The organism is Cytobacillus sp. NJ13 (genome assembly GCA_030348385.1).
Taxonomy (GTDB): Bacteria; Bacillota; Bacilli; order Bacillales; family Cytobacillaceae; genus Cytobacillus.
In genome coordinates this window covers 4,926,760-4,951,879 of the sequence record JAUCFP010000006.1, presented here as the reverse complement: position 1 = coordinate 4,951,879, position 25,120 = coordinate 4,926,760, and the positions used below count along the sequence as shown (strand labels likewise).

Genomic DNA, 25,120 nt, shown 5'->3' with positions numbered 1-25,120 from the left:
TCCAAATTTAAGCTTACTAAGCAAGTATAACTCCAATATTTTAGCACAGCAAATCAGGAATCCATTATAGCGGGATATTTCCATGCTTTTTATGAGGCCTGTTTTCTTTTTTATTGCGCAGCATTTCAAGCGCCTGAATGATCTTGATTCTGGTTTCTCGCGGATCGATGACATCATCCACCATTCCCCGGCTTGCCGCCACATATGGATTGGCGAACTTTTCTCTGTACTCCTCGATTTTTTGTGCCCTGGTGGCCTCGGGATCTTCACTATTCTGGATTTCCCTTGCAAAAATAATGTTGGCTGCACCTTGAGGACCCATTACGGCAACTTCCGCATTCGGCCATGCAAATACAAGATCTGCGCCAATAGATTTGCTGTTCAGGGCAACGTAGGCTCCTCCGAATGCTTTTCTTAAAATAACAGTAAGCTTTGGCACTGTTGCTTCTGAGTAAGCATAGAGAATCTTTGCGCCATGACGTATGATCCCGCCATGCTCCTGTTTAACACCTGGGAAAAAGCCTGTAACGTCCTCAAATGTAATAAGAGGAATATTAAAGGAATCACAGAACCGGATAAACCTTGAAGCCTTATCGGAAGAATCAATATCAAGGCCTCCTGCCATTACCTTCGGCTGATTGCAGACAAGTCCCACCGTCTCACCCTTGATTCGGGCAAGACCGACTACAATATTTTTAGCAAAGTCACGCTGTACCTCCATAAAAGTATCTTTATCCACTACCTGTTCAATGACTTTTCGGACGTCATATGGACGAAGGGCATCAAAAGGAATGGCGTCTGTCAAATCCGGACGGTAATCATCGTCCTCATCCCGTTCTGACATTGGCGGTTTTTCCTCATTATTCTGCGGAAGGTAGCTTAACAGTCTCCTCACCTGTTCAATAACTTCCTCTTCAGACTCACCTCTAAAATGTGCGTTTCCGCTGATGGTATTATGTACCCTGGCACCGCCAAGGTCCTCCGGTGAAATCTTTTCCCCTGTGACCGTTTCGATTACTTTTGGGCCAGTTATGAACATCTGGCTAGTTTTTTCCACCATGAAAACAAAATCCGTGATCGCTGGAGAATAAACCGCACCGCCGGCGCAAGGCCCCATGATGACAGAAATCTGCGGAATCACTCCCGAGTAAATGGAATTCCTGTAGAAAATATGGCCGTATCCATCAAGGGAAACAACACCTTCCTGGATTCTGGCACCGCCGGAATCATTCAAGCCTACAAATGGAGCCCCATTTTCAGCCGCCAAGTCCATTACATTCGCAATTTTTTTTGCATGCATTTCCCCGAGGGCCCCGCCAAAGACGGTAAAGTCCTGGGAGAAAAGGAAAATGGGCCTGCCATTCACTTTCCCATAGCCTGTTACTACTCCATCGCCTGGCCCTTTTTGATTTTCCAAACCAAAATCCGTGCTGCGGTGTTCAATAAATGGATTCAGCTCAACGAAAGTTCCCGGATCTACTAATAAATCAATTCGCTCACGGGCAGTCAGTTTCCCTTTTTCATGCTGTTTTTGTATACGCTCATCCCCGCCGCCCAGTTCAACTTCCCTGCGGCGATCGTATAGTTCGTTTATTTTCTCATAGATGTCTGCCATGCTTTATTTCAATCCTTTCTTTTCACAGAATTCATATAATATGCCGCCTGTTGATTTCGGATGCATAAAGGCTACCTGGGCACCGCCAGCGCCCAACTTCGGTTCTTCCTGGAGCATCCTGATGCCCTGTTCCTTCATTTCGTTTATACGTTCCTGTATGCTGTCAACACCTAATGCTACATGGTGCAGGCCTTCGCCTCGCTTTTCTATAAACTTGGCAATTGGGCTATTCTCACTTGTCGGCTCCAGAAGTTCAAGTTTCGTTTCTCCTGCTTTAATAAAAGCAACCTTTACTCCTTGACTCCCCACTTCCTCAATTCCGAGAAATTCAAGTTTAAGCGTTTCAGTATAAAATGGAAGCGCTTCATCAATAGACCTGACAGCAATTCCAATATGGTCCACCTTCTTGATCATATGTTCCCTCCTCCTGGATGTCGGAATTTGTAAATTCCCCACGCAGACGCGGGGTTTTTTTGATTCTATTATTTAAATATTCGTTAAAAATGTCGAATATCCTTTTATTAATTGAGCGGTTGTTCAATTTGATGTTTACTAGTAAAATAATAGTAAGAATTGGGACGAGGAGGAATAGAATGTCAAATAAGAAAATGACGAAAGTGATTGTTTATTTAATGATATTTGCAATGCTCGCATCCACCCTCATTATGGGGATGTCGATGTTTTTATAACAGGATTTTTCAGCTGCTTCGGATGGCAATTCCGGGCAGCTTTTTTCTGGCATGATTGTGTTTTTTTCTGCATATTTTCAATTCACCTAACATGTATTCCATTTTATTTTACTCCCAGAATGCTTTGCAATGGCGGCCATTGCATAAAAAAACTGCATCCATTCAGATGCAGCTGCTTATTCTTTCAATCCATCACTTTTTATTGCGCCGTACTCTCTTCCAAGTTCATCAAAATTTTCGGGAGAGGTGACAACTAAAATTTTTGTACCAATCGGTACAGATTCATATAACGACTCGACTGCTTCATTCTGCAATCTAATGCATCCATTGGACACGTACCTGCCGATGGATGCAGGGTCGTTCGTCCCGTGAATGCCATAAATTCTTCCATCTGTATTCTCTGCATCAAATCCAATCCATCTTGTCCCGAGAGGATTACGGGGGTCACCGCCTTTAATATCCTTTTTCCTATAATAAGGATCAGCTGCCTTAACGATAACAGTGAACACCCCTTCAGGTGTAAGATCATCCGTTTTCCCAGTTGCAGCTGTGATTACACTCTGCACTTTATGATCATGAATAAACGCGACTTCATTTGTCCGTTTATTGACAATTAAAAATGGATCTCCGGGCAGCGGATTGGGTCCCAAAGGCCAGATTGGGGAAAACGAAAAAAACATGAGGGCCGCTGCAGCAAATTTTAGCATGCTTATTCACGCTCCAAGTCCTTTTCCTTAGTTTGCTTCTGCAGTGCGGCTTTGATTCATTTCCCCATCCTTTAACCCTTTAAATGAGCTTTTTATAATTAAATACTGTTCCATTTCTTTAACAAAGTGCAGCAGGGCAGCACGTGCTTCAAATTCCTCCCTTGTCTTGGGGAGCTCCATATTTTCAAAAGATACTCTCATGCGATACAATTTTTCAAGGAATTGTATGGCTGTATTGCCTGGATGGATATGCTCTGATAATTCTTCAATAAAATCAGCAATCATTTCCCCCTGTTCAACAGGGAGTGCAATGGAAGTTACACTCGGAAGGACACGCTCAATAATTTCAAATTGTTTTTCCCTCATTTTGAAATAGTGATAATATAAATTTTCGTTTCTGCGGAAGTGGTTCTCCACATCCCTGAAGGCCAATGTTTTTGCCTCATCAATCAATTCCATTGTTTCAGTAATTTCTCTGCCGTCCCAGCTGCTTTCATGAGTACGCAAATACTTCACGATTTCGTCAAATATAATCTTAAAGTTTTCTTCTATCTCGAGCCTATATTCCTTAAGCTTTGATTCCAGGCTAGGCATATACAGGTTCGCGATCAGGGCCACACCAATACCGACAATGATAATGCCCAGCTCATTCAGCAGAAGTTCCATGGAAACTTCCCCTGCAGAATAAATATGTAAAATAATAACGGAGCTCGTCACAATCCCATCGCTTGCCTTCACCATGACAGCTGCAGGAATAAAAAACAGAAGCAGAAGTCCAATTACAAGCGGATGGTAGGCAATCCCCTCAAATAACAAGGAAGAAAACGCCATTGCCATTAAGCAGGCAAAAAAACGGTCCCATGAAGCTCGCAGAGATTTTTTCTTCGTTACTTTTATGCATAAAATAGTCAATATTCCTGCAGAGACAAAATTGTCAAGCTGCAGCATCTGTGCAATCATGATGCTAATGGAGGTTCCCAGGGCAGTCTTGATTGTCCTATAGCCAATTCTGTATTTCATTTAGTCAAACTCCTATATTCATTTGCCCGCCCCTAAATTTAAAGAAGGCTGTTTGTTTTGAGAAAAGCGAAAGAGAAGATGATCCTTTTGATCATCTTCTCCCATAGCATATATCGATTATAGCATTTTTTGCAAGAAATCCCTTGCACGTTCACTCTTAGGATTAGAAAAAAATTCTTTTGGTGAAGAATCCTCTACAAGCACGCCGCCATCCAGGAAAAGCACCCTGTCTGCCACTTCACGGGCAAATCCCATTTCATGGGTAACAATCGCCATTGTCATGCCTGTATGGGCTAAATTTTTCATAACGTCCAGAACTTCTTTCACCATTTCCGGGTCAAGAGCGGATGTGGGTTCATCAAACAGCATGACATCAGGCTTCATAGCAAGAGCTCTGGCAATCGCAACCCTTTGCTTCTGTCCCCCGGATAACCGATTTGGATATTCGTATGCTTTGGCTGATAATCCGACCTTCTCCAAAAGCTCGAGCCCTGTTTTCTCAGCTTCCGATTTCGAAACTCCCTTTACCTTCATTGGTGCATAAGTCAGGTTTTGAAGGACCGTTTTGTGCGGAAATAAATGAAAATGCTGAAAAACCATCCCCACATCTTGGCGCACTTTCATAATGTTCGTGCCCTTATCCGTAATGTCCTGCCCGTTAATCATGATCCTGCCGTCTGTAGGCACTTCCAGGAGATTGATGCAGCGCAGCAATGTTGACTTGCCGGATCCGGATGGACCAATAATAGCTACTACTTCGCCATCTTGAATACTGGTTGAAATTCCTTTAAGAACTTCAAGTTTACCGAAATGTTTATGCAAATTTTCCACTTTAATCACTGCGTCTCATTCTCCTTTCAATCCCTTTTCCAAGCACAGTCAGGATCATTACCATAATGTAATAGATAAGCCCGGCAATCAGTATTGGTTCGAAGTAGGAAAACTTTTCGCCTCCCACGATGTAAGCCCGGCGCATCACGTCTGTTACCCCAATAACCGTTACGATTGCAGATTCTTTTGTAAGGGTAATAAACTCGTTCATCAAAGCAGGCAAAATGTTTTTCATTGCCTGCGGGAGAATAATATCCATCATGGCAGGCCTATATGGGACACCTAAAGCCATGGCCGCTTCACTTTGACCCTTATCAACAGCCAGGATGCCGGCCCGGATAATCTCAGAAATATAGGCTGCTGAGTTTAGTCCAAATGACAGAATGGCAGCTGTTGATGGATCAATTTTATACCCGATCAGCTGGGGCGATCCATAATAAATGAGCATCAGCTGAAGAACAAGAGGTGTTCCTCTAAATACGGATGTATAGGCATCTGCTATCCACCCAAGTAGTTTAAATCTGCTGATTTTAAAGAATGATAGAATAATACCTAATACAAAACCCAATATTCCTGCCATAGAAACTATTTGAAGCGTAACACCAATGCCTTTAAGTATATATGGAAGGGAGGGAATGAACTGCTGAAAATCCAGATTCACTATCTTTCCATCCTCTCTATAAATAGTTTATTAGTTTCCCGGGAAGAATAAAGCGTCCAAAGGAAAATATGCCTTGGACGCCAATTCCCAGCGGAATTATTTGTTATCAAACCATTTTACGATCAGTTCTTCCAATTCACCGTTTTCTTTCATCTTCGCAAGCTCTGCATTAAATTTCTCAGTTAATTCACTGTCTTTTGGAAAAGCAATGGCAGAACCTGCCTCAGCTTCAGCTTCTTCGATTGTAAAACCGCCAAGATCTTCATTTTTTTCAAAGTATCCTTTTGCAACAGTGTCTTCAATCATGGCAGCATCAAAACGGCCTGCCATAATTTCCTGAATCAATTCAGGGATGCGGTTGCGGTTTTCCACAGTCATATCAACTGTCTCACCAATTTCTTCTGCTTTATCAGCCTGAATGGAGGCAAGCTGCACACCTAAAGTTTTCCCGTTCAAATCTTCCAAAGACTCAATTCCGCTTCCCTTTTTCGAAACGATCATGTGACTCGCTGTATAATATACATCACTGAAATCAACGTTTTGTTTGCGCTCTTCAGTAGGTGTCATACCAGCCAGAACAAAATCTACCTGGCTTGTTTCCAATGCAGGAATCAATCCGTTAAAGTCCATATCCTTCACTTGTATCTCATAACCCAATTTTTCAGCGATCGCTTTGGCCAAATCCACATCAAAACCGATGATTTCTTCCCCTTTTGCGGAATCTACATATTCAAATGGCGGATAATCCGCTGATGTACCCATAGTTAATACTTTTTTATCTGAGTTTTCCCCTGAGCCGCTTCCAGTACTGGCTTCTTCACTTGTGCCGCATGCAGCTAATACGCCGACTAAAAGTATACTTAAAGCAATCATGATGACTTTTTTCATTTTAGTTTCCCCCCTATAAAATATGAATAATTTCTGCATAACTATTAATAAATATTCACTAAAATGAATTTTAACAGATTTTTATATTTATGCAATAAGATTTTTAAATATTTATTAGAAGTTTAATTATTCAGATAAATAGACATAAAAAAAAGTCCCGTAATTCGGGACCTTTCCGCTTAAAGCTCTTCGCAATATTTCTCAAAGGTATCCTGCAGTTTTTGAACAACAGCCATTGGCTCATGACCTTCAATTTCATGACGCTCGATCATCGTGCATAATTCTCCGTCTTTAAGAAGAGCAAAAGATGGTGATGATGGCGGATAGCCAGTAAAATAAGATCTTGCTTTTTCTGTTGCTTCTTTGTCCTGGCCGGCAAATACAGTAACCAAATGGTCAGGGCGCTTATCATAATGCAGGGAATGCAGGGCCGCAGGGCGGGCAATTCCGCCTGCACATCCGCAGACTGAGTTCACCATTACAAGTGTGGTGCCTTTTTTATTAAGGGCTTCATCCACTTCTTCCGGTGTCGTTAATTCTGTATAGCCGGCATGCACGATTTCCTGCCGCGCCTGCCTTACAACATCATTCATAAATAAGTTGAAATCCATATTCATAGTCATCGCTCCTCTGCCAAGTTTCTTTTTCACTATATACATAATACCAAGACAAGACCAAAATTTACAATCAAGTCAATTTTTTGAATAAAAAAGTTTAGCTTTTGAGTTATGGGGGAAAGATAAAACTACAGCTAGATCCATACCCCTAAACTCCCTAGATTCGCCAGTGCCCGCAAGGCACTGGCCATTTTTTTTTATGAAAAGCTGCCCCGGCGCGGGCAGCTTTATCTTTTCGAATATATATTAAACAATTCTTCCACTGCGGATGTAACCGTCCTGTTTCCTGCGATGACCTCGTTTTCGATTTTCGGAAGGAGCGGTTTTACAGCAGGATGATAAAAAAAGCTGAATTGAAGCTGATCCAGGATCATGGAATGGATCCATTGTTTTGTCTGGAGTCTTCTTCTTTCCTCAAATACACCTGAGGCTTTTGCAGTATCTTCAAACGTTTTGATCACTTTCCATATCTCAGGGATGCCCTGATTCAAAACAGAGGAGCAGGTATAGGCTCTGGTTTGCCATCCCTTTGTAGCAGGCTGGAGAAAGTGAAGAATACGGTTATACTCCGCTTTTGTTTTCTCGGCCAATTTTTTATTGCTTCCATCGGCTTTGTTGACAATTACTGCATCAGCCAGTTCCATAATGCCTTTTTTCATTCCCTGCAATTCATCGCCTGCCCCTGTCAGCGTTAAAAGCATAAAAAAGTCCACCATGTCCCTGACAATGACTTCACTTTGTCCCACGCCGACTGTTTCAACCAGAATGACATCAAAGCCTGCCGCCTCACACAGGAGCATGGTTTCTCTTGTTTTCCGGTGGACTCCCCCCAGTTTCCCTGCTGAAGGGGAAGGTCTTATGAATGCACTTGGGTTTCTGGAGAGCTGCTCCATTCTCGTTTTATCGCCAAGGATGCTGCCGCCGCTCAAGCTGGAGCTCGGATCAACGGCAAGCACAGCTACTTTTAATCCTGCATCACATAGGTATGTCCCAAAAGATTCAATGAATGTGCTCTTTCCTGCTCCCGGCACTCCGGTTATCCCAATCCTAAGCGATTGTCCTGAATGGGGCAAAAGTTTGTGCAGGATTTCCTGTGCATGGCGAAAATGATGTTCTGCGTTACTTTCAATCAGAGTGATCGCTCTGGCAAGCACACCTCTGCTGCCTTTCAAAATGCCTTCTTCAAGAACGTTAAGATCAGGCAGGGAGGCAGATTTTTTTTGAAACCTGCCTTTTTTCTCAAATTTCAGCTTAGGCTCACCTGTATCCACCCCACCGCGCACAATGCTTGTAAAATTATCTGCCTTTTCTTCATCAAACCATTCCGGTTTCTTATCCTCAGTCATTTACTGGGTCACTTCCTCATACCCGAGACGGCTGTATATCTCCCTGATGACTTTTTGGGCTGCCACTGGAATGACGGTGCCCGGGCCAAAAATGGCAGAAGCACCATGCTCATATAAATACTGATAATCCTGTGCCGGAATAACCCCGCCAATGACGACAATAATATCTTCTCTGTCCAATTTTTTCAGTTCAGCAACGAGCTGTGGCAGAAGGGTCTTATGGCCGGCAGCAAGTGAGCTGATTCCAATGACATGAACGTCATTTTCCACAGCCTGCATGGCTGTTTCTTCCGGTGTCTGGAAAAGCGGGCCTATATCCACATCAAAGCCGAGATCGGCAAAGGCGGTTGAAATGACTTTTGCTCCCCTGTCATGTCCATCCTGCCCCATCTTGGCAATCAGAATCCGCGGTCTCCTTCCCTCATTTTCAAGAAATTCATCTGTCATCTGTTTTACTTCTGCAATTTCTTCTTCGTTGGAAAAAGCAGAACTGTACACACCGCTGATAGAACGGATAATCGCTTTATGGCGATTGGCCACTTTTTCAATCGCTTCAGAAATTTCACCGAGAGTGGCTCTCACCCTCGCTGCATTTACTGCAAGCTCAAGAAGATTGCCTTCCCCTGTATCTGCAGCTCTAGTAATAGCTTCCAAGGCTTCCGCAACTTTCTCATTATCACGTGAAGCCTTTAACTGCTCCAGCTTTTCGATCTGCTTTAAACGGACAGCTGTGTTATCAATATCCAGGATATCAATCGGCTCTTCTTTTTCCAGCCGGTACTTATTCACACCAATAATGGTTTCTTTTCCGGAATCAATTTGTGCCTGTCTTCTGGCAGCCGCTTCTTCGATTCTCATTTTTGGCAATCCTGTTTCAATTGCCTTTGCCATTCCGCCAAGATTTTCGATTTCTTCAATATGCTCCCAGGCGCGCTTTATTAATTGATCTGTTAAAGCTTCTACATAATAAGAGCCGCCCCATGGATCGATTACATTCGTGACCCCGGTCTCCTCCTGCAGGTACAGCTGGGTATTTCTCGCTATGCGGGCAGAAAAATCTGTCGGCAATGCGATGGCTTCATCCAGTGCATTCGTATGAAGGGATTGTGTATGTCCCATCGCTGCCGCATGCGCCTCAATAAGCGTTCTTGTTACATTATTGAATGGATCCTGCTCGGTTAAACTCCAGCCAGAGGTTTGAGAATGCGTTCTAAGCGCCATTGATTTTGGATTCCGAGGTTCGAATGTCTTCATCATTTTTGCCCAAATGTAGCGGGCTGCCCTCATTTTTGCCACTTCCATAAAGTAGTTCATGCCGATGGCCCAGAAAAACGAGAGCCTCGGTGCAAAGGAATCGATATCGATTCCAGCTTTAAGTCCAGTCCTTACATATTCGAGGCCATCTGCGAGCGTATAGGCAAGTTCAATATCAGCAGGAGCTCCCGCTTCCTGCATATGATAGCCTGAAATGCTGATGCTATTGAACTTCGGCATGTATTTTGATGTATATTCAAATATATCGGCAATGATTTTCATGGACATTTCCGGAGGGTATATATATGTGTTGCGCACCATATATTCTTTTAAAATATCATTCTGGATCGTTCCCGAAAGTTTCTCCTGGCTTACTCCCTGCTCTTCCGCTGTAACAATGTAAAAAGCCATGACAGGCAATACCGCTCCATTCATCGTCATGGATACAGACATTTGATCTAATGGTATCCCATCAAACAGCGTCTTCATATCCAGGATGGAATCAATGGCCACGCCAGCTTTCCCGACGTCTCCCTCGACTCTTGGATGATCTGAATCATAGCCTCTATGAGTAGCAAGATCGAAAGCGACTGATAAGCCCTTTTGCCCCATTGCAAGATTGCGCCGGTAAAAAGCATTACTTTCCTCTGCTGTAGAAAAACCAGCATATTGTCGGACAGTCCATGGCCTGTTCACATACATGGTTGAATATGGTCCCCTTGTATATGGAGGAAGCCCCGGCTTATCGTTTAGGTGCTCCATGTCTTTAAGGTCTTCATCTGTGTACAGAGGCTTTACTTTTATTTGCTCATTTGTTTCAAAGAGAAGATGATCAATGGATGAATTGATTTCTTCCTCCGCTTTTCTTTTCCAGTCATTTTTTGCTGATTGTTTTGCTTCAAGAATATCAAGGCTTTTAAAATCAGGTTTATTGGCCATTGCTTGCCGCCTCCATCTCGTTAAGCATATTTAAGAGAGTTTCATAGCAATCGCTTTTTACATGAATGTATCCGCTGATGCATGCGTTCTTATATTCATCCTTCTTCCTATCTTCGGGAAGGCCGGCTAAATAGATTGCAGCTGACGGGAAAGCTTCTTTCAATTGTTTAATTAAAGGTACAGCCGTACTTTCGTATTGTTCATTTGATCCGCAAATAAAATAATGCCTGCAATTTGTTTTTTGAATAAACGCTTCAGCATCTTCAGGATTATATACAGAACCGCTTTTAACTGCTTCAACCCCGCCGGGAGCCAGGAAGCCTGAAATAAAATCAGCACGCGCCTTATGGTCTTTCAATGCTCCCAGACAGATAAGACCTGCTTCAGGACGAATGCCCTTTCCCTTTAATCTTTCTGATAAACTCCGCAAACCTTCGAAGGACTCAGAAAGACGAACCTGCGGGATAGGCTTGAGATCTCTCCTGCTGTTCTGGACGATTTCCATATCTGCCTGAAGCGGCTTTTCATCAGGATTTGCATATATATTTGTTCCGATGATACTTCGTTTTCTTGTATGAACATCTTTCTTCTTCTTTTCAAGAACCTGGGAAATCTGATCCTGAACCCATCCTGTTTGAAGGGCATCCGCCATTCCTCCCTGCTCTTCTATCTCCAGGAAAAGCTCCCAGGATTTAGAAATCAGTTCGTTTGTCAGATGCTCAATATACCATGAGCCGCCTGCTGGATCAGAGACCTTCAGTAAATGCGCCTCTTCCATTAAAATGAGCTGAGTATTGCGGGCAATTCGTTCTGAAAAAGGAGATTGAGATCCTTCCAGGTCATTATATGGACTGACATGAAGGTATTGGACTCCTCCCAAAACTGCTGCGAACGCTTCATTTCCTGCTCTCAGCATATTCACATAGGAATCATAGGCTGACTTTGTAAAAAAGGACGTCTCTGCTGAAATGACCATTTTTTTACTGTCACTCTCAGCTCCGTATGCTTCTGCCACTTTGCCCCATAAAACCCTTGCGGCACGCAGCTTGGCGATTTCCATAAAAAAGTTTGAGCCAACAGCAAACTTAAATACCATTTTGGATAGCATTTCTTCGGTGCTTTTGCCTTTTTCAAGAAAATATTGCAGGTGATTTACCCCTGCTCCAAGTGAAAAAGCAAGTTCCTGGACAGCATTCGCGCCGCCATTATGATAGACCACAGAATTTACCATGATTGTTTTCAGGCTGGGCAGATTTTCAGCTGCCACACTCACCGTTTCATTCAAATTTTCATATAGCTCATCGATTGAGCGGTCGTTCAATGAATCTGCAGCAGCAATAGCAAGCGGGTCAGCGGCAATATATCCAGAGACTTTTTCTCTTTCTTTTACTGCACCAAGCCCTGCTATTAATAAGTGCTGATTTGGTCCTGCATCCACACTGAAAGGATATATTTCATAGAGTTCCCCAACAGCCACGCTTATCTTCTCTGGATTTTTTAACTGTTCAGGTTCGAAAGCTAGCGCTGTCTGCCCTTTATTTGTGGCGGCAAAGAGTTTATCTGCCAGCTCTTCAGAAGATGATGCATTAATTTTCTGTGCAACTTTCCATTCTTCTGACAGGTAGCCGGCAGCATATGAACCTCTTCTGAAATCTTCTGCACCTGGATACTGTGATAATGCACCTGTTGTCAGGTCTTCTTTAGAATAAAGCGGTTTCAATTTTATGTTTTCATATGTATTTCGTGATAATGATTCAATGGATTTTCCTTTAAGAGCTTTTTCCGCACTTTGTTCCCATTCATCAATTGACTGCTGCGGGAATTTTTCTTCAATCATTTTCTTTAATGACATAATTTGCTGTCCTTGTAGCTGACAGCGTTCCCTCCCCTCATGCGGCAGCGGACCCGTTTCTTATATGAAACAATGCCGCAAGAAAATTATAATAAAATTCTAAATTCTCCATATACCTATTTTAGTATACAAAAGAGAAACAAGCAATGAACAATAAGAAACCGCTGCCCCAAAGCAGGGCAGCGGCAATTTTACACCTTAATAAATAGTTGTATTTTCTTTAGATGTGTTCTCAAGAATTTCTTTCACGCGCTGCAGGAAGCGTCCGCATACCAGGCCGTCAAGCACACGGTGATCTAGTGACATACAAAGGTTAACCATATCACGGACAGCAATCATGCCATTGTTCATTACAACAGGACGCTTCACAATGGATTCAACCTGAAGAATTGCAGCCTGAGGATAATTGATAATCCCCATTGACTGGACAGAACCGAATGAACCGGTATTATTTACAGTGAAAGTTCCACCCTGCATTTCAGCGGAAGTCAATTTGCCTGTACGTACTTTTAATGCAAGATCATTGATTTCACGGGCAATACCCTTAATCGTTTTTTCATCAGCTGCTTTGATGACTGGAACGAATAACGCATCATCTGTTGCAACTGCAATGGAGATGTTGATATCCTTCTTCTGGATAATCTTATCTCCTGCCCACATTGAATTAATCTGCGGGAATTCCTTAAGGGCCTGTGCAACTGCTTTTACAAAGAAAGCAAAGAATGTAAGGTTGAAGCCTTCTTTTTGCTTAAACTCACCTTTGATGCTGTTGCGGTATTCAACAAGATTTGTAACATCCACTTCCATCATTGTCCAGGCATGAGGTGCTTCATGTTTGCTGCGGAGCATATTGGCAGCAATCGCTTTACGCACTCCAGTGACAGGGATTTCAACATCACCCGGCATAATTGGAACATTAGGTGCAGGCGCTGCCTGTTTAGGTGCTGCAGGCTGGGACGGTGCTGAAGACGGTGCTGGTGCTGGAGCTTCTGTCTTTTCCGGTGCAGCCGCAGCTGCTGCAGCTGTCGGAATATCTCCGGACTCAATGATTTTCAAAAGGTCTTTGCGTGTAATGCGTCCGCCGCCGCCAGAACCTGTTACTTGATTTAAGTCAATGCCATGCTCTTGAGAAAGTTTTAGAACTGCAGGTGAATAGCGGACTCCATTTGGCGCCGCTGATTTAGCAGGTGCTGCTGGTGCGGAAGCTGCCGCCGCTGCTGGTGCAGAAGGTGCTTTTTCTTCCGACTTAGGATTTTCGGATGGAGCTGCCGGAGCTGCTTCACCGCCGCCATCTGTTTCGATTGTCAGGATAACCTGGCCAACTTCATATGTTTCGCCTTCTTCGGCAATCAGTTCTTTAATTACACCAGTGAATGAAGATGGTACCTCAGCATTTACTTTGTCAGTCATTACTTCAGCAAGCGGGTCATATTTATTTACTTTATCTCCAACGGAAACCAGCCATTTGCTGATTGTCCCTTCAGTAACACTTTCCCCCAGCTGGGGCATTTTAATTTGCTCAATAGCCATTGGGTAACCTCCTTCTAGCTGCCCGCATTTTGCGGGTCATGCAGCTGATGCAGCTGAGCCGGAATGAATTCCAGCCGGAGAGCTTCACCAGCTGCGCTTTCCATTTTTATTAACTAAAATCCAGTTATTAAAATTCAGCCAATTCACGCATTGCTTTTTCTACTTTATCAGGATTAACCATAAAGTATTTTTCCATAGTCGGGGCGTAAGGCATTGCTGGCACATCAGGACCGGCAAGGCGTTTGATAGGTGCATCAAGTTCAAACAGACAATGTTCCGCAATAATGGCAGAAACTTCACCCATGATGCTGCCTTCTTTATTATCTTCAGTTAGAAGAAGAACCTTTCCTGTTTTTGAAGCAGCTTCGATAATTGCTTCTTTATCAAGTGGATAAACCGTTCTCAAATCAAGAATATGTGCCGAAATGCCGTCTTTCGCAAGTCTCTCAGCAGCCTGAAGAGCGAAATGAACGCACAGACCATAAGTGATGACAGTGATATCTTCACCCTCGCGCTTTACATCCGCTTTTCCGATTGGCAGTACATAATCATCATCAGGAACCTCACCTTTAATCAGGCGATAAGCACGCTTATGTTCAAAAAACAGTACAGGATCCTCATCACGGATTGCAGCTTTCAATAATCCCTTAACATCATAAGGTGTCGAAGGCATAACAATTTTTAATCCCGGCTGATTCGCAAAGACTGCTTCAACAGATTGGGAGTGATATAAAGCTCCATGAACACCTCCGCCATATGGTGCACGAACAACAATCGGGCAGCTCCAATCATTGTTGGAACGGTAGCGGATGCGTGCTGCTTCTGAAATAATCTGGTTAACAGCCGGCATAATAAAGTCGGCAAATTGCATTTCAGCAATCGGTCGCATTCCATACATAGCCGCACCAATTCCTACCCCAGCGATTGCTGATTCAGCAAGAGGAGTATCAATTACCCGGTCTTCGCCAAATTTTTCATATAGTCCTTGTGTAGCTTTAAATACGCCGCCTTTTAAACCTACGTCTTCACCTAAAACAAATACCTTTGGATCTCTTTCCATTTCCTCGCGGATTGCCATTGTTACCGCATCGATATAAGAAATTACAGCCATCTTCTCTCCCCCTTACTGTTCAGCATAAACATGCTTTAAAGCAGATTCCGCTTCTGCATATGGAGCGTTTTCAGCATAGTCAGTTGCTTCGTTAACAAGTTTCATAACCCGATCATTAATTTCCTTTTCAAGAGCATCATCCATTACGCCATTTTCTTTCAAATATGCGCCAAATGTGATGATTGGATCTTTTGTTTTGGCTTCAGCTACTTCATCAGGAGCACGATAGCTTCGGTCATCATCATCAGATGAGTGAGGAGTTAAACGGTATGAAATGGTTTCGACCAATGTTGGCCCTTCTCCGCGGCGCCCTCTGTCCGCTGCTTCTTTTACAGCCTTATAAACTTCAAGCGGATCGTTTCCATCAACTGTTATACCCGGCATGCCATAGCCGATAGCTCTGTCAGAAACGTTTTCGCACGCAAGCTGCTTTTCAATCGGAACAGAAATTGCATATTTATTATTTTCACACATAAAGATTACAGGAAGCTTATGAACTCCGGCAAAGTTTGCGCCTTCATGGAAGTCTCCCTGGTTTGAAGAACCTTCACCAAATGTAACAAAAGTCACGAGATCTTTACCTTCAAGCTTTCCTGCAAGAGCGACCCCAACAGCATGTGGAACCTGTGTAGTAACCGGAGAAGATCCTGTAACGATACGGTTCTTCTTTTGGCCGAAATGTCCAGGCATTTGGCGTCCGCCTGAGTTTGGATCTTCAGCCTTAGCAAACCCGGACAGCATTAATTCCTTTGCAGTCATCCCGAATGTAAGAACGACACCCATGTCACGATAGTAAGGAAGGACATAGTCCTTATCGCGGTCAAGTGCAAATGCAGCACCAACCTGCGCAGCTTCCTGCCCCTGACATGAAATAACGAACGGAATTTTCCCAGCACGGTTTAAAAGCCACATGCGCTCATCAAGACGTCGGGCTAATAGCATCGTTTCATAAATTTCAAGAACTTTTTCATCACTTAAACCTAAATCTTTATGACGGTTTTCAGCCATTTATACAACCTCCTAAGCTAATATGTATCTCCGGGCTCTAATAGTGAGCCTGGACTTTTTCTATTTATTCATTGGAACTTTATCCGTGGATAGCTTTTCCATCAACTGCAAGGGCAGCTTCACCGATTGCTTCAGATAAAGTTGGATGAGGGTGGATGGTATGTGCTACTTCCCATGGAGTTGCATCAAGAACACGAGCAAGGCCTGCTTCTGAAATCATGTCTGTTACGTGCGGGCCTATCATATGGACACCCAGGATATCATCGGTATCCTTATCTGCCACAATTTTGACAAAGCCGTCGGATTCACCAAATACGAGTGCCTTTCCGATTGCCCGGAATGAGAACTTGCCCGTTTTGACATTATGGCCTTTTTCTTTAGCTTCATCCTCTGTTAATCCTACGCTTGCCGCTTCAGGTGAACTGTAAATGCATTTAGAAACCAGGCTGTAGTCAATTGGAGAAGGATTCTGGCCGGCAATGTGCTCCACGGCTACAATGCCTTCATGAGAAGCAACATGCGCCAGCTGAAGGCCGCCAATGACGTCACCAATTGCATAGATATGGGATTCCTTTGTCTGGAAGTATTCATTTGCTAAAACAAATCCCTTTTCAATCTGAATGTCAGTATTTTCAATGCCAATGCCCTCTGTATTTGCCTGACGACCCACAGAAACAAGCAATTTCTCGGCGGAGAATTCAGCTTGAGATCCTTTCACTTCAGCTGAAATCGTAACTCCTTCGCCTTTCTGAAGGGTTTCAGGAAGCACTTTTGCTCCTGTTACAATTTTGACTCCCTTTTTCTTCATAAGGCGCTGCATTTCTTTTGAAATTTCTTTATCTTCCGTAGGAATAATGCGGTCAGCATATTCGATTACTGTTACATCAGCACCAAAGTCTGATAACATTGATGCCCATTCGATGCCGATGACTCCGCCGCCAACAATTATAATGGAGCTTGGCACTTCTTCCAAAGCTAAAGCCTCATCCGAAGTCATTACAAGTTGTCCATCAATGTCCAATCCTGGCAGGGTACGAGGACGTGATCCAGTTGCTACAATAACATTTTTAGGGATAAGCATTTCATTTTCGTCCCCATTGTTCATTTCAACAGAAATTGTCCCTGGCATTGGAGAGAAAATAGAAGGTCCAAGAATGCGGCCTGTGCCTTCAAAAACATCAATCTTGCCTTGCTTCATCAAGTGCTGAACACCTTTATGAAGCTGATCAACGATTTTATTTTTTCTTTCCTGTACCTTACTGAAATTGATGGATACATCACTTGTCATTACGCCAAAATCTTCACTGTGCTTAGCGGTAGCAAACACTTCAGCACTTCTTAATAAAGCCTTGCTTGGTATGCAGCCTTTGTGAAGGCAAGTCCCTCCAAGTTTTCCTTTTTCAACGATTGCCGTTTTTAAACCAAGCTGTGAAGCACGGATGGCTGCTACATAACCGCCTGTGCCTCCACCTAAAATCACCAAATCATATTCTTGTGCCAAGTTGCTTCCCCCTTCTATTTCAACGCTGCTTTGCCAGCTGTTTTTCCAGGATATTCTTTTTCAGTCTCTTCACCGCGGAGGACACGAAGAGCGCCTTCTGCGAGTGCCTGCAGTTCATTTTCACCAGGCTGCACCATAACATCTGCAATCCAGTTAATCCGCTCACTGATTTCTTTTACAAAGTCCTTGCCATAGGCAAGACCGCCTGTAAGGATAATGGCATCAACCTTTCCGCCAAGCACTGCACTGGCAGATCCGATTTCCTTAGCCACCTGATAAGCCATTGCGGAGTAGACAAGCTTTGCTTTCTCATCTCCGTTTTCAATCATCTTTTCAACCTTTACTGCATCATTTGTTCCCAGGTAACCAACGAGACCGCCTTGTCCAACAAGCTTCTTCATCACTTCTTCACGATAAAAGCTGCCGGAGTAGCAAAGTCCCACCAAATCACCGGCAGGAACTGTACCTGCCCGTTCCGGACTGAATGGACCGTCTCCGTGAAGTCCGTTATTTACATCAACTACTCTGCCTTTTTTATGAGCGCCTACAGTAATACCCCCGCCCATATGCGTAACGATCAGGTTAAGCTCCTCGTACTTTTTGCCAAGTTCTTTGGCTACTCTCCTGGCGACAGCTTTCTGATTTAAGGCATGGAAAATACTTTTTCTTTCTATCATTGAAAAGCCTGAAATACGGGCAATTGGATCCAATTCATCAACCACAACCGGATCGACAATGAACGAAGGAATATTTAAACCCGAAGCAATCTCATATGCCAGGATTCCGCCAAGGTTAGAAGCATGCTGACCAGCATAACCGGCACGAAGATCCTCAAGCATTGCATCATTAACTGAATAAGTGCCTCCTTCAATCGGTCGCAGCAAACCGCCACGGCCGCACACCGCACTTAATTTGGAGATATTGATTCCTTCATGATCCAGTGTTTCCAGAATGGTCTGCTTGCGGAATTCATATTGATCGATAATACTTTCATAAGAGTTAATGACATCTGCATCATGGCGCAATGTCTTCTCCAGGACAGAGATCTCATTATCGAAAACTCCAATCTTAGTTGAAGTGGATCCCGGATTGATGACGAGAATTCGATGTTCTTGTTCTAGCACGTTTAAACCTCCATAAAGAGCGGAAATCTCCCTTGTAAAAGCATACTCTTACTCAGGTACAATTATCTGCCGCTGCATTTTTTCTAATCTGTTTTTAAAGGCAAAGACGCTGAATATCCATTCAGCGCTTTGCATTCCAGGAAAGAAAGTCCTCCCTGAAGCTTATCTGCGGCTTAGAATATGATGGCCATTTTGAAGGAATTGTCCGCGTGAATTACGCATTCTTTCAATTCTTTCCTCAACCATGCGGTCAGCCGCTTTATATGTCGGAATTCCATCCCTTTTAGCAATCTCAATAACTTTTTCAATATTATTGTATACAGTTTCAACTTTTTTCATTGCACGTTCGCGGTTGTATCCGTACAGCTCATCTGCAACATTAATAACTCCGCCTGCATTAATTACATAGTCTGGAGCATAAACGATGCCCATTTCATGGATTAAATCACCGTGGCGTGTTTCTTTAAGCTGATTGTTGGCAGCTCCAGCGATTACTTTTGCTTTCAGCTGTGGAATTGTATCATCATTAACTGTTGCACCTAAAGCACAAGGGGCATAAATATCGCATTCAACTCCATAAATTTCATTTGGTTCAACTGCTTTAGCACCGAACTCTTCAACTGCACGCTGAACTGCTTCTTTATTTATATCCGTAACAATCAGCTGTGCACCTTCTTCATGCAGATGGCGGCAAAGATTGAACGCAACGTTTCCAACACCCTGAACAGCAATTGTTTTGCCTTCAAGAGAGTCAGTTCCGAATGCCGCCTTTGCTGCTGCCTTCATTCCTCTATATACGCCATAAGCTGTAACTGGTGAAGGGTTGCCAGAAGAACCGAAAGCAGGTGAAATTCCTGTTACATAGTCTGTTTCCTCATGGATCAGGTCCATATCAGCTACAGTAGTACCCACGTCCTCAGCAGTAATGTAACGTCCATTTAAACCTTGGATATAGCGTCCGAATGCACGGAACATTTCTTCGTTTTTATCTTTGCGCGGATCTCCAATAATAACTGTTTTACCGCCTCCAAGATTTAAACCAGCTGCTGCATTCTTATAAGTCATGCCGCGTGCAAGGCGCAATGCATCCTCAATAGCTGCTTCTTCAGATTCATAAGTCCACATGCGTGTACCGCCTAGTGCTGGGCCTAAAGTGGTATCATGAATAGCAATAATAGCTTTTAAGCCTGATTGTTTGTCCTGGCAAAACACCACTTGTTCGTAATCGTAAGTTTCTAGGTATTTGAAGATTTCCATGTTATAATTCCTCCCCGGATTTTTTAAAAGTAATATGTTCGTTTTGTTAATAAATTTTTAATTGCAATTTATAAAATGCTGAATGAATTAATTTCTATCAGATCCATTATTTTGCTGAGCATATCGCTAAAGCCAGTGAATAAACCTTGCTTTCAGCAGAATCTGCTCTTGAAGTAAGAACGATCGGAGCTTTGGCTCCTGCAATAACGGCTCCTACTTTTGCTTTAGCAAAATAGACAAGTGATTTATATAAAGTATTCCCAACTTCTATAGTCGGCACTAATAAAATATCTGCCTGTCCGGCAACTTCGCTTTTGATCCCCTTATGTTCAGCCGCTTCAAATGAAATTGCATTATCCAAAGCCAGAGGACCGTCGACAAGACAATCTTTTATCTGGCCCCTTTGGTTCATAAGAGTTAATGCTGAGGCATCCAGAGTTGCCTGCATAGCAGGATTAACAACCTCTACTGCAGCAATCGGGGCTGCGAGAGGCTTTTCTATTCCTATGCTCCTTGCAATTTCAACTGCATTTTTCAGGATCTGTGCTTTTTGATTGAGGTCCGGTGCAATATTCATGGCTGCATCAGTGACAATCGTAAATCGTTCAAAACCTGGAACCTCAAATACAGCCACATGTGATAAAACATTTCCTGTTCTTAAGCCGAATTCTTTATTTAAGACAGCTTTTAAAATACCTGCAGTCGGGATATTTCCCTTCATCAGCACATTGGCTTTCTGCTCTTTTACAGCCCTGACTGCCAATTCTGCAGCATATGCAGGCGATTCTGCATGAATGATTTCAAGCTTAGTGCTCTCAGCTGCTGTGCTATGATTCCGATTTATGATTTCGCGGATTTTTTTCTGATCCCCGAATAATAAAAAGCTTGCTAAGTTCAGCTTAATTGCTTCAGCAACTGCTTCGAGAACTTCTTCGTCTTCCGCTGCGGCTACGGCTACAGTTTTCTCACCATATTGGGTTGCTTTCGTTAGAAGCGAATCCAATTTCATCTGTTCAACCCCCTTACAAGAAAAGCGCAGGCGCCTTGCCCACCCCCGTCACCTCGAGGGGGCAGGCTGCTTGCACTAGACAATAATCGACGCCTTTTTCTTGATGTTCTTCCGTTTATTATACTTGCAAGAAGTGTGCCAACTTAAAAACGCTGTGAAAACGCTTTATTCACCGGACTAAAGCACGCAAATAATTGCACACCATGAAATTTATTGCATGCCATCTTTTGCAATATCGTATTTCTCCAATTTATAGTAAAGATTCCTGACTGAGAGTCCAAGCGATTTAGCTGTCTTGGTTTTATTTCCATCCAGCTTGTGAAGTGTTTGTCTGATCATTTTTGCCTCATACTGCTCTACCAGCTGAGTTAAGGTTTTAGTTTGTTCTTCTTCACTTGTTTCAACGCTTGGAGACGGATTATTGGCACCTATCAAATCTGGAATATGCCGTTCCTCTATTTCCGTTTCGTTGTAATTCATAAAAATAATGGCTCTGCCGAGGATATTATCAAGTTCTCTCACATTTCCCGGCCAATCATAGGCCATCAGTTTATTAACTGCTTGTTCTGTTACACCTTCTACATTCCGTCCATATTCCTGATTGATCTTTTGAATAAGTCTGCTGCATAGAAGAGGAATATCCTCCTTCCTGCGTCTTAATGAAGGAATATGTATGGGCATTCTATTCAGCCTGTAGTATAAGTCTTCCCTGAAGGTGCCCTCTGCAATACCTTTTTCTAAATTCACATTGGTCGCAGCAATAACACGAACATCTATTGATATAGGCTTAGTCCCTCCCACTCTTGTAATTTCATGTTCTTGAAGAACCCTGAGCAGTTTCGCCTGAGTGTTAGCTGTCAGCTCGCCAATTTCATCCAGAAAGATACTGCCTTTATCAGCTTCCTCAAACAAACCCCGTTTGCCGCCTCTTTTTGCTCCCGAGAATGCCCCCTCTTCATAGCCGAATAATTCGCTTTCGAGAAGAGACTCTGATAATGCGGCGCAATTAACCCTGATAAACTTGTTATATTTTCGGTCGCTTGCATTATGTATAGCGTGGGCGAACAATTCTTTGCCAGTCCCTGATTCTCCTCTAAGCAAAACGGTAGCGGGAGTTTTAGCTCCAAGTCTTGCCTGTTCAATTGCAAGCGTCATCTCTTCAGATGTTCCAATAATATCCTCAAATGAATATTTTGCTTCCAATGTACGGATAATCTGTCTTGCCCGGCTTAATTCACGGTTCAGATTCTGAATTTCCGATACGTCGTGAATAACACCCACACTTCCTTTTATCTTTCCATCAACAATGACAGGCGCAACATTTACAATAACATCCTTTCTTTTCGGTCCGACCCTCATGGCCACACCTCTCATCGCCCTTCTCGTTTGAAGAACCTTCATATGAACACTTTCACCTTCGGAAATATCCGCTGTGGCAGGCTTCCCGATCACTTTTTCTTCTTCCAGTCCGGTAAGCCTGGAATATGCCGGATTAATCAAAATCCCTTTCCCATTTTCATCAACTACGGAAATGGCTTCCTCACTTGATTGAATAATCGCCTGAAGCATCGTCTGTATCTCTTTCAAATTCGTAATTTCTTCCGCAAGCGAGACTACTTCTGTTATGTCCTTAAAAACAGCAAATGCACCCATTAATTCGTTATTTTCTCCAAGCATCGGTATTCTTGTCGTTATAATTTTAAGGCCATTTGCCAAAGTCATTTCCTGATTCGCTTCAATTCTCCTTGTCGCCATAACTCTGGGAAGCATGCTGTCTGTAATGACTTCATTAATTTTTTTTCCTAAAGCGTCTTTTCTCTTAATTCCTGTCATTCTCTCCGCACTTCGATTAAAGACTGTAATCTCACTAAGGTTATTGATTACAATCATTCCATCATCAGTCGAATTAAAAATTAAATCATGCTTATACGTTTCATTTCTGAATTTTGAAATCAGCTCTTCCTTTTCTTCAAGTAATTTTGCGATTAAAAAAGCTACACTTCCAGGTATTAGGACCGTATTTTTACTTCTGGCTTCCCTGATGTCGATAAAAACTTGTTCATTTCCGGTAACTTCAATAATGATATCAATATCTTGATCCATAAAATGACGCCAATCAGTGCCAACCGGGATGCCGCTTTCTTTGGCAATCTGAAGCCCGTCAGCATCCGGATCGATATCCACCATTGCTTTTACATCCAGAACAGCCGTTTCTTTTATTATTTTAAGGATGGCCGTACCGCCTTTTCCTGCACCGACAATCATTACTGTTTGCATTGTTTTACCTGCTTTCGTTGAAAATTCTTGCACGATTGACATTATTCCGTGCAACATTCTTCATGAATTTATTTTAGCACAGCAGCGGTACTTGACAAATTTATTTAATGATTTATGATTTCGGTAGGTAATTCGATTTGAAGGGAATTTTTTTATGATTAGACTAATTGCTTTATTAATTTTACTCCTGCCAGGCATATTGGCTGTCTATGGGATAAAATTAATGAGAGATATGGTCTTTGGCGTATTGCAAAGCCCATTTCCATATTTATGGCTTCAATTTGTTTCAGGTTTCCTTTTCTTAATCATAGGTCTTGGCTTTATCGCAGGATTTATTCTTTATCGCGATCGAAAGAGAAACAAAGTTCAGGAACGTTTTAAAACCAAATAAGTTAGTGGGGGATAAAGGTGAAGCCGCTGCAGATATCACCGGAAACAGCATTAAAGCTTGCTGAAAAACTAAATCTTCCTCTTGAGCAAATCATGCACATGCCTCAGCACATTCTAATTCAAAAGATGATTGAGCTTGAGAAAGAAGAAAAGAAATAAATAAGAAAAGCGGAAGGTGCCCGCCTATCGGCGACAAGCATAAGACGAGCCGGCTGAAAGGTTGTTCTTTAACCTTTTGGCCGGATTGGCTTATGACCTCGAGCCGATGGCACCTGGAGCTAGACAGTTATCTAAATTTAGAAATCCTATATCTAATCTTTTAAAAAGTTCAGTTTGAAAAATTTCAAACTGAACTTTTTTGTTTCCGCTGAGTTTTGAGGGGTAATAAAAAACGCCCCATAAGGAGCGCAGCAAAATAAATAAATGATTTTGTTATAAGTCCTTACCCTTTCAAGAAGCTTTGTGCTCCAGACGCAGCTTATCTGCAACCATTGCAATAAATTCTGAGTTGGTTGGCTTTGCTTTTGTCATGCTGACTGTATATCCAAAAAGAGAGGAAATGGAATCAATATTACCGCGGCTCCACGCAACTTCAATCGCATGGCGGATTGCACGCTCCACACGGCTTGCCGTAGTATTAAACTTCTTAGCTATATCAGGGTAAAGCACTTTTGTAATGGAACCGAGAAGTTCTATATCATTGTACACCATTGAAATTGCTTCACGGAGATATAAGTATCCTTTAATATGGGCAGGAACACCAATTTCATGGATGATGCTGGTGATGCTGGCATCCAGGTTCTTAGGCTTTGCTTCTGCCTGAGGACGGTAAGATGGAGCAGGCTTGCGGAGAAATGAATTTGATTTTCCGCTGACCTGACGTATATGGCTTGCCAAATTGTCCATGTCAAATGGTTTAAGGATAAAGTAAGAAGCTCCCAAATCCACTGCCTTCTTGGTAACATCTTCCTGGCCGAATGCAGTAAGCATGATGACATTAGGGAGTGAATTCAAATTTAAATCTCTCATTTTTTCGAGTACAGCAAGTCCATCCAAGTGAGGCATGATGATATCCAATACAAGAACGTCGGGCTGTGTCTGCTCTAATATTTCGAGGCAATCCTGTCCATTATGAGCAACACCGGCAACTTCCATGTCTTCCTGGGAAGATATATATTCCTCCAAAAGCCCGACCAGTTCCCTATTATCATCCACAACACAAACTTTTATTTTTTTCACTTACTTTCCTCCTCGGTCCAATTAGGTCTCTTTAATGAATGTTCATTTTCGAACACGCTCTTTTTGATATCTATTTTCTATTCTAAATGAGAAATTCGACAATGCAACAAAAATTCCTCTACTTTTTTGAAATTTTCTTAAAAAACCAACTAAACCTCATTTATTCTTTTGTTTTCTTCTGTTTTCGACCGATTTCGTCACACTCTTTGCAATTCATGTATTTTTGTCGAAAAAACTTTATGCACGCTCATTTTA

General features: G+C 42.7%; 23 protein-coding genes. 3 read left to right on the top strand and 20 right to left on the bottom strand.

The features are described 5' to 3' along the window. Positions 1-64: 64 nt before the first annotated feature. Together QUF73_24410 and mce are read right to left on the bottom strand one after the other, a co-directional pair. Complete coding sequence (locus tag QUF73_24410; protein ID MDM5229257.1) at positions 65-1,615, bottom strand: carboxyl transferase domain-containing protein; 1,551 nt, start codon at positions 1,613-1,615, stop codon at positions 65-67. Positions 1,616-1,618: 3 nt separating this feature from the next. Further along, positions 1,619-2,029, bottom strand: coding sequence for a methylmalonyl-CoA epimerase (gene mce, locus QUF73_24405; protein ID MDM5229256.1), 411 nt, complete (start codon positions 2,027-2,029; stop codon positions 1,619-1,621). 179 nt (positions 2,030-2,208) lie between these two features. Here mce and prli42 point away from each other — a divergent pair, with 179 nt between their 5' ends. Continuing rightward, entirely contained in the window at positions 2,209-2,304 is a 96-nt protein-coding gene (gene prli42, locus QUF73_24400) for a stressosome-associated protein Prli42 (protein ID MDM5229255.1), read from the top strand. A 176-nt stretch (positions 2,305-2,480) separates the two neighbouring features. On the opposite strand, the gene QUF73_24395 is transcribed toward prli42, so the two are convergent. The 17 genes from QUF73_24395 to QUF73_24315 form a co-directional block, all read right to left on the bottom strand. Beyond that, complete coding sequence (locus QUF73_24395) at positions 2,481-3,011, bottom strand: L,D-transpeptidase (GenBank protein MDM5229254.1); 531 nt, start codon at positions 3,009-3,011, stop codon at positions 2,481-2,483. Positions 3,012-3,038: 27 nt separating this feature from the next. Next, complete coding sequence (locus tag QUF73_24390; protein ID MDM5229253.1) at positions 3,039-4,031, bottom strand: aromatic acid exporter family protein; 993 nt, start codon at positions 4,029-4,031, stop codon at positions 3,039-3,041. A gap of 117 nt (positions 4,032-4,148) precedes the next feature. Continuing rightward, the gene (locus QUF73_24385; GenBank protein MDM5229252.1) at positions 4,149-4,871 is read right to left on the bottom strand and encodes an amino acid ABC transporter ATP-binding protein; all 723 of its coding nucleotides are present in this window, start codon (positions 4,869-4,871) and stop codon (positions 4,149-4,151) included. After that, entirely contained in the window at positions 4,864-5,523 is a 660-nt protein-coding gene (locus QUF73_24380; GenBank protein MDM5229251.1) for an amino acid ABC transporter permease, read from the bottom strand. The genes QUF73_24385 and QUF73_24380 overlap by 8 nt, the downstream gene beginning before the upstream one ends. Before the next feature lie 96 nt (positions 5,524-5,619). Next, on the bottom strand, positions 5,620-6,411 hold the full coding sequence (locus tag QUF73_24375; protein MDM5229250.1) for a transporter substrate-binding domain-containing protein: 792 nt from the start codon (positions 6,409-6,411) through the stop codon (positions 5,620-5,622). A gap of 179 nt (positions 6,412-6,590) precedes the next feature. Continuing rightward, entirely contained in the window at positions 6,591-7,028 is a 438-nt protein-coding gene (locus tag QUF73_24370) for a BrxA/BrxB family bacilliredoxin (GenBank protein MDM5229249.1), read from the bottom strand. Between the two features lie 227 nt (positions 7,029-7,255). Next, a complete protein-coding gene (gene meaB / locus QUF73_24365; protein MDM5229248.1) occupies positions 7,256-8,374 on the bottom strand; it encodes a methylmalonyl Co-A mutase-associated GTPase MeaB in 1,119 nt (372 codons plus the stop codon). Further along, positions 8,375-10,567 carry a methylmalonyl-CoA mutase gene (gene scpA / locus QUF73_24360; protein ID MDM5229247.1) on the bottom strand — a complete coding sequence of 731 codons (2,193 nt, stop codon included), beginning with the start codon at positions 10,565-10,567 and terminating at the stop codon, positions 8,375-8,377. Then, complete coding sequence (locus QUF73_24355; GenBank protein ID MDM5229246.1) at positions 10,557-12,419, bottom strand: methylmalonyl-CoA mutase family protein; 1,863 nt, start codon at positions 12,417-12,419, stop codon at positions 10,557-10,559. The genes scpA and QUF73_24355 overlap by 11 nt, the downstream gene beginning before the upstream one ends. A gap of 198 nt (positions 12,420-12,617) precedes the next feature. Continuing rightward, positions 12,618-13,949 (bottom strand): dihydrolipoamide acetyltransferase family protein, encoded by a 1,332-nt coding sequence (locus tag QUF73_24350; protein ID MDM5229245.1) that lies wholly within the window; start codon positions 13,947-13,949, stop codon positions 12,618-12,620. Between the two features lie 127 nt (positions 13,950-14,076). After that, positions 14,077-15,060 (bottom strand): alpha-ketoacid dehydrogenase subunit beta, encoded by a 984-nt coding sequence (locus tag QUF73_24345; protein MDM5229244.1) that lies wholly within the window; start codon positions 15,058-15,060, stop codon positions 14,077-14,079. Between the two features lie 12 nt (positions 15,061-15,072). Then, a complete protein-coding gene (locus tag QUF73_24340) occupies positions 15,073-16,068 on the bottom strand; it encodes a thiamine pyrophosphate-dependent dehydrogenase E1 component subunit alpha (protein ID MDM5229243.1) in 996 nt (331 codons plus the stop codon). A gap of 79 nt (positions 16,069-16,147) precedes the next feature. After that, positions 16,148-17,569 (bottom strand): dihydrolipoyl dehydrogenase, encoded by a 1,422-nt coding sequence (lpdA, locus tag QUF73_24335; protein MDM5229242.1) that lies wholly within the window; start codon positions 17,567-17,569, stop codon positions 16,148-16,150. A gap of 14 nt (positions 17,570-17,583) precedes the next feature. Then, positions 17,584-18,693 (bottom strand): butyrate kinase, encoded by a 1,110-nt coding sequence (gene buk, locus QUF73_24330; protein MDM5229241.1) that lies wholly within the window; start codon positions 18,691-18,693, stop codon positions 17,584-17,586. A 162-nt stretch (positions 18,694-18,855) separates the two neighbouring features. Next, positions 18,856-19,950 carry a branched-chain amino acid dehydrogenase gene (gene bcd / locus QUF73_24325; GenBank protein ID MDM5229240.1) on the bottom strand — a complete coding sequence of 365 codons (1,095 nt, stop codon included), beginning with the start codon at positions 19,948-19,950 and terminating at the stop codon, positions 18,856-18,858. A gap of 106 nt (positions 19,951-20,056) precedes the next feature. Further along, positions 20,057-20,959, bottom strand: coding sequence for a phosphate butyryltransferase (yqiS, locus tag QUF73_24320; GenBank protein MDM5229239.1), 903 nt, complete (start codon positions 20,957-20,959; stop codon positions 20,057-20,059). A gap of 210 nt (positions 20,960-21,169) precedes the next feature. Then, positions 21,170-23,236, bottom strand: coding sequence for a sigma 54-interacting transcriptional regulator (locus QUF73_24315; GenBank protein ID MDM5229238.1), 2,067 nt, complete (start codon positions 23,234-23,236; stop codon positions 21,170-21,172). Between the two features lie 154 nt (positions 23,237-23,390). On the opposite strand from QUF73_24315, the gene QUF73_24310 reads away from it, so the two are divergent. Together QUF73_24310 and QUF73_24305 are read left to right on the top strand one after the other, a co-directional pair. Next, complete coding sequence (locus QUF73_24310; protein ID MDM5229237.1) at positions 23,391-23,627, top strand: DUF2627 domain-containing protein; 237 nt, start codon at positions 23,391-23,393, stop codon at positions 23,625-23,627. 17 nt (positions 23,628-23,644) lie between these two features. Continuing rightward, the gene (locus QUF73_24305) at positions 23,645-23,785 is read left to right on the top strand and encodes a YycC family protein (protein ID MDM5229236.1); all 141 of its coding nucleotides are present in this window, start codon (positions 23,645-23,647) and stop codon (positions 23,783-23,785) included. Between the two features lie 291 nt (positions 23,786-24,076). Here the strand turns inward: QUF73_24305 and spo0A are convergent, their stop codons facing one another. Next, positions 24,077-24,865 carry a sporulation transcription factor Spo0A gene (gene spo0A / locus QUF73_24300; GenBank protein ID MDM5229235.1) on the bottom strand — a complete coding sequence of 263 codons (789 nt, stop codon included), beginning with the start codon at positions 24,863-24,865 and terminating at the stop codon, positions 24,077-24,079. Between the last annotated feature and the right edge of the window lie 255 nt (positions 24,866-25,120).

What these genes read in the sequence shown, in the direction of transcription:
- QUF73_24410 (MDM5229257.1), bottom strand. Translation starts at nt 1,615, where the DNA reads ATGGCAGACATCTATGAGAAAATAAACGAACTATACGATCGCCGCAGG.
- mce (MDM5229256.1), bottom strand. Translation starts at nt 2,029, where the DNA reads ATGATCAAGAAGGTGGACCATATTGGAATTGCTGTCAGGTCTATTGAT.
- prli42 (MDM5229255.1), top strand. Translation starts at nt 2,209, where the DNA reads ATGTCAAATAAGAAAATGACGAAAGTGATTGTTTATTTAATGATATTT.
- QUF73_24395 (MDM5229254.1), bottom strand. Translation starts at nt 3,011, where the DNA reads ATGCTAAAATTTGCTGCAGCGGCCCTCATGTTTTTTTCGTTTTCCCCA.
- QUF73_24390 (MDM5229253.1), bottom strand. Translation starts at nt 4,031, where the DNA reads ATGAAATACAGAATTGGCTATAGGACAATCAAGACTGCCCTGGGAACC.
- QUF73_24375 (MDM5229250.1), bottom strand. Translation starts at nt 6,411, where the DNA reads ATGAAAAAAGTCATCATGATTGCTTTAAGTATACTTTTAGTCGGCGTA.
- QUF73_24370 (MDM5229249.1), bottom strand. Translation starts at nt 7,028, where the DNA reads ATGAATATGGATTTCAACTTATTTATGAATGATGTTGTAAGGCAGGCG.
- meaB (MDM5229248.1), bottom strand. Translation starts at nt 8,374, where the DNA reads ATGACTGAGGATAAGAAACCGGAATGGTTTGATGAAGAAAAGGCAGAT.
- scpA (MDM5229247.1), bottom strand. Translation starts at nt 10,567, where the DNA reads ATGGCCAATAAACCTGATTTTAAAAGCCTTGATATTCTTGAAGCAAAA.
- QUF73_24355 (MDM5229246.1), bottom strand. Translation starts at nt 12,419, where the DNA reads ATGTCATTAAAGAAAATGATTGAAGAAAAATTCCCGCAGCAGTCAATT.
- QUF73_24350 (MDM5229245.1), bottom strand. Translation starts at nt 13,949, where the DNA reads ATGGCTATTGAGCAAATTAAAATGCCCCAGCTGGGGGAAAGTGTTACT.
- QUF73_24345 (MDM5229244.1), bottom strand. Translation starts at nt 15,060, where the DNA reads ATGGCTGTAATTTCTTATATCGATGCGGTAACAATGGCAATCCGCGAG.
- QUF73_24340 (MDM5229243.1), bottom strand. Translation starts at nt 16,068, where the DNA reads ATGGCTGAAAACCGTCATAAAGATTTAGGTTTAAGTGATGAAAAAGTT.
- bcd (MDM5229240.1), bottom strand. Translation starts at nt 19,950, where the DNA reads ATGGAAATCTTCAAATACCTAGAAACTTACGATTACGAACAAGTGGTG.
- yqiS (MDM5229239.1), bottom strand. Translation starts at nt 20,959, where the DNA reads ATGAAATTGGATTCGCTTCTAACGAAAGCAACCCAATATGGTGAGAAA.
- QUF73_24315 (MDM5229238.1), bottom strand. Translation starts at nt 23,236, where the DNA reads ATGCAAACAGTAATGATTGTCGGTGCAGGAAAAGGCGGTACGGCCATC.
- QUF73_24310 (MDM5229237.1), top strand. Translation starts at nt 23,391, where the DNA reads ATGATTAGACTAATTGCTTTATTAATTTTACTCCTGCCAGGCATATTG.